The organism is Methylobacterium sp. WL6 (assembly GCF_008040095.1).
Classification (GTDB): Bacteria; Pseudomonadota; Alphaproteobacteria; order Rhizobiales; family Beijerinckiaceae; genus Methylobacterium.
Genome location: NZ_VRVH01000363.1, coordinates 1 through 3,877 on the forward strand (window position 1 = coordinate 1; position 3,877 = coordinate 3,877).

At 72.3% G+C, this 3,877-nt stretch carries 4 protein-coding genes and 1 pseudogene; 2 read left to right on the top strand and 3 right to left on the bottom strand.

The window, feature by feature from the left end; all coding sequences use genetic code 11:
- The 3 genes from FV230_RS25570 to FV230_RS25580 all read right to left on the bottom strand — a co-directional run.
- Positions 1 to 1,442, bottom strand: a 1,442-nt coding sequence (locus FV230_RS25570) for an ABC transporter ATP-binding protein (RefSeq protein WP_147844390.1), incomplete at its 3' end; no start/stop codon positions are given.
- Between the two features lie 195 nt (positions 1,443 to 1,637).
- Positions 1,638 to 1,910: a hypothetical protein gene (locus FV230_RS25575; protein ID WP_313898894.1), complete on the bottom strand. Its 273-nt coding sequence runs from the start codon at positions 1,908 to 1,910 to the stop codon at positions 1,638 to 1,640.
- A gap of 177 nt (positions 1,911 to 2,087) precedes the next feature.
- On the bottom strand, positions 2,088 to 2,768 hold the full coding sequence (locus tag FV230_RS25580; protein ID WP_147844389.1) for a DNA-binding protein: 681 nt from the start codon (positions 2,766 to 2,768) through the stop codon (positions 2,088 to 2,090).
- 148 nt (positions 2,769 to 2,916) lie between these two features.
- Here FV230_RS25580 and FV230_RS25585 point away from each other — a divergent pair, with 148 nt between their 5' ends.
- Both FV230_RS25585 and FV230_RS25590 read left to right on the top strand, forming a co-directional pair.
- Entirely contained in the window at positions 2,917 to 3,582 is a 666-nt protein-coding gene (locus tag FV230_RS25585; RefSeq protein ID WP_147729022.1) for a response regulator transcription factor, read from the top strand.
- Positions 3,582 to 3,877 (top strand): annotated as a pseudogene (locus tag FV230_RS25590) (sensor histidine kinase); the annotation flags it as partial. The gene FV230_RS25585 and the pseudogene FV230_RS25590, both read left to right, overlap by 1 nt.

Consider the following 3,877-nt stretch of genomic DNA (forward strand, 5'->3'; position numbering starts at 1 on the left):
TCGTAGCCCTCGGGCAGGGCGGCGACGAAGTCGTGCGCGCCGGCGAGCCGCGCCGCCCGCTCCACCGCCGCGCGGTCGACCGGCTCGAGGCCCAGCGCGATGTTCTCGGCCACCGTCCCGTCCACGAGGAACACGTCCTGCGGGACGTAGCCGATCCGGTTCTGCCAGGCCGGCAGGGCCTGTGAATCCAAGGGCGTGCCGTCGACGGTGATGCGGCCGGCATCCGGCGTCAGGATGCCGAGCATCAGGCCGACCAGGGTCGACTTGCCCGAGCCGGTGCGCCCGACGAGGCCGACGGTGGTGTTGGCCCGGATCGTCAGGCTGACGTCCGCGAGCGCCGCCCGCCCGGGCGCGTAGGCGAAGCCGACCCGCTCCAGGCGGATCGCGTCGCGGAACGGCAGCCGTGCGTCGGTCCGCGGCGAACTCTCGCTCTCGCCGTCGAGGTCGTCGACGATCACCCGCACCGCCGGCAGGTAGAAGCGCAGCAGAGCCAGCGAGTTGAAGATGTTCTGGAAGGCCGGCAGCATCCGGTATCCGGCGAAGGCGAACAGCCCGAGCAGCGGCAGGATGCCGGCGGTGTCGAGCCCCTGGGCGAGGGCGAACAGCACCACCACGATGACGCCGCCGAAGGCCAGGGCCTCGATGACGAAGCGCGGCATCTGCCCCGTCAGCAGGCTCTCGGCGGTGGCCTTGGCATAGGCGCGGGCGGGGGCGTCGAATTTGCCGGCGAAGGCGTCCGCCCGGCCGTAGAGCTTGAGCTCGGTGAGCGCGCCCAGGGTCTCCTGCACCACGCGGTAGCGCTGCGCGTTGTCGGCGACCGAGCGGGCGCCGAGCGAGGCGAGGCGCGCGCGCATCACCAGGTAGATGCCGACGTAGAGCCCGCCGAAGCCGCCGCCGAGGATCAGCGCCAGGCGCGGCGCGTAGACCAGCAGGAAGCCGATCACCGCGAGGGCCGAGATCGCGCGGGAGGCGACGACGGTGGCCGGCGTCAGCACGCCGACGACCAGGCGGTCGGTCTCCGAGAGCACGTTCTTGGCAAGCTCCGCGCTGTTGCCCTGGGTGAAGAACAGCTTTTCGCGGGCGAGGTAGCGGAACAGCAGCCGCCGGGCGAAGCCGTAGCCGGTGAGATGGGTGAACAAGAGCTGCGCGTAGGTCAGCGCGGCGTTGACCACCGCGGTCACGAGGATCGCGAGCAGCGCCGCCATCCCGGCCGCGATCAGGAAGCTGCGGTCGTCCGACAGCCCGAGCGTGTCGCGGATCTGCGCGAGGTAGGGCAGGCGGGTGGCGGCCGCGGGATCGCCGACCAGCGTCAGGAACGGGATCACCGAGGCGACGCCGACCACCTCGAGCAGCCCTGCGCCGGCCAGCCCCAGGGCGATCAGCGCGAGCCGGCGCCGGTCGCGGGCCCGCATCGCGCGCACGAGATCGATCAGCGTGCGCAACGGGGTGTCCTCGGGATCGGCAGAATGCACCTCCCCCTCTCCCCTTTGCGGGGAAGGGTACCCTGCGGAGTAGGGGGGCAGGGAAAGGCGCCCGGCGCGATTCTCTCTGTGAAGCGCACGTTCATGTGGGCCGAGCGCATAGAGGCCCGGCGCCGGGCTGTCCACGCGGGCGGGCCGAAGCCCGCCCGCCCGCGATCAATCGACCTTCTTCAGCGAGCCGAGGTCGACGTCGCCGTTCTGGCTGGTGAAGGTCAGCGACTTGGATCCGCCGTCCTGCTGCGAGACGCCGCCGATCTTGTGGTCGCCGCTGTCGTAGGTCGTGGTCTTGCCGTCCTGCTCGATCAGCAGGCGGTGCTTCTCGGGGAAGAAGGCGTACTTCATCCCGTTCTGCGCCCCGCTGGTCGAGGGCTGGCCGAGGTCCTCCGGCCACCAGGGCTCCATGCCCTTCATCGGCTTCATGGGTTCCATGGGCTTCATCGGTTCCATCGGCTTCATCGGTTCCATCTGGGGCAGGCTCCTTGCGGGTGTCTCGCGTGCGGTCCGTCTCTCGCCAAGACGCGGCAGGGCGGGATCGGTTGCATCGCGCCGGGCCCGTCGAGGCGAGGATCGTGCCGCGCCGCCGGATCGGCGGCGCGGCCGACGACCTCAGAACACGCGCTTCTCGCGGATCTGACCGTCGAAGCCGACATGGAGCTGGCGCTCGCGCCCGTCCTGGCCCTTGGCGGCGACCTCGAGGTGGCGCGGGCCGCGGCCGGTGACGCGGACGTCCGAGTAGCCGGCCGCCTGCACCGAGGCGGTCAGCGCCGGCACGTCGGGGTTGGGCCCGAGCCCGACCTTGTCCTTCGCCCAGTCGAGGGTGCCGGGGGGCGGGCCGCCGGCCGGGCCGAGCAGCACGCGGTTGCCGTCGCCGTGGGTCAGCGCCGCCGCGTGCAGGAACCCGTTCTCGAAGCGCCCCTGCACGGTGACGGTCTCGCCCTTGGCGACGAGCTTGCCGCCTTCGCCCTGGCGCCCGGTCTCGACCAGCGCCCGCCCGGTGCCGTCCTGCAGCACGAACTTGTTGCCGAAGATCTCGGCGACCTCGCCCTTGGCGGCGATGCCGCCCGACGGCACCAGCGCCGAGATCGCCACCGGGGCGATCGGCGTGGTCGAGGGCGCGCCGTTCTGCGCCAGGGAGAGGCCGACGGCGCCGAGCGCCAGCGGCGCGGCGATCGCCCCGACGACGAGGGTGCGGCGGGGCAGGCGGCGTGCGGGTCTCGATGCGGCTCTCTCGGCGGCGGCCTGGCGAACCTCGGTGGCGGTGCCGTCGATGACCTGTTCGTTGCTCATGATGAAACGTGTCCTGTTCGGTTGGGCCCTTTCGGGTTGACGGCGTTCTAGGAGAGGCCCGCCAATCCACCCTGAACCGCGCGGTTCAGCCCTGGTTAAACCGGCCGGCCTAACCCCCGACGCCCGTTCCCCGAAGGTGCCGAGAACCATGAAAGTCCTGTTGGTCGAGGACGATGCCGCGCTCGGCGCCGAGATCGCGAAGGCCCTGCGCGCGGAAAGCTTCGCCCTCGACCACGCGCGCGACGGCGAGGACGCGCAGCATCTCGGCGAGACCGAGGATTACGACGCGGTGGTGCTCGACCTCGGCCTGCCCAAGCGCGACGGCGTCTCCGTGCTGCAGGCGTGGCGCGCCGCGGGGCGCACGCTCCCGGTGCTGATCCTCACCGCCCGCGACGGCTGGAGCGACAAGGTCGCGGGCTTCAAGGCCGGCGCCGACGACTATCTCGTCAAGCCGTTCCGCACCGAGGAGCTCGTGATCCGCCTGCGGGCGCTGGTGCGCCGCGCCCAGGCCAGCGGCGCGAGCCGGCTCGTCTGCGGACCGCTGAGCTTCGACCCCGGGCTGGGCGCCTTCGAGCGCGACGGCCTGCCCCTGAAGCTCACCGGGCTCGAATGGCGGGTGCTGTCCTGCCTGATGCTGCGCAAGGACGCGGTGGTGCCCCGCCTGCAACTGATCGAGCGGGTCTATGACGGCGACGCCGACGTCGACTCGAACTCGGTCGAGGTCATCATCACGCGCCTGCGCCGCAAGATCGCGCCGGCCCAGATCGAGGCGGTGCGCGGCCACGGCTGGCGCCTGCACGCGGACGCCGCCTGATGGCGCACGAATCCCGGCTAGTAGGCGCACCGCGCACGGGCTCGCTGGCGCGCCGCCTGCTCGCCGCCGCCTTCGTCCTCGTCACCGTCGCGCTGGTCGTGGCGGGCATCGCGATCGGCTTCATCCTCCACCGTTTCGTGCGGGGGCAGATCGACGGCCGGCTCGACGCGCAGATCGTGGCGATCCGCTCCGGGCTGGAGCAGGGCCCCGACGGTCCGCGCCTCGCCCGCGACTTCGACGCGCCGCCCTTCGACCGCGCGGGCTCGGGCTGGGCCTGGCAGGTGCGGCGCGGCGG

Coding starts and splice junctions, on each gene's coding strand:
- FV230_RS25580 (WP_147844389.1), bottom strand. CDS start 2,768: ATGAGCAACGAACAGGTCATCGACGGCACCGCCACCGAGGTTCGCCAG.
- FV230_RS25585 (WP_147729022.1), top strand. CDS start 2,917: ATGAAAGTCCTGTTGGTCGAGGACGATGCCGCGCTCGGCGCCGAGATC.
- FV230_RS25575 (WP_313898894.1), bottom strand. CDS start 1,910: ATGGAACCCATGAAGCCGATGAAGGGCATGGAGCCCTGGTGGCCGGAG.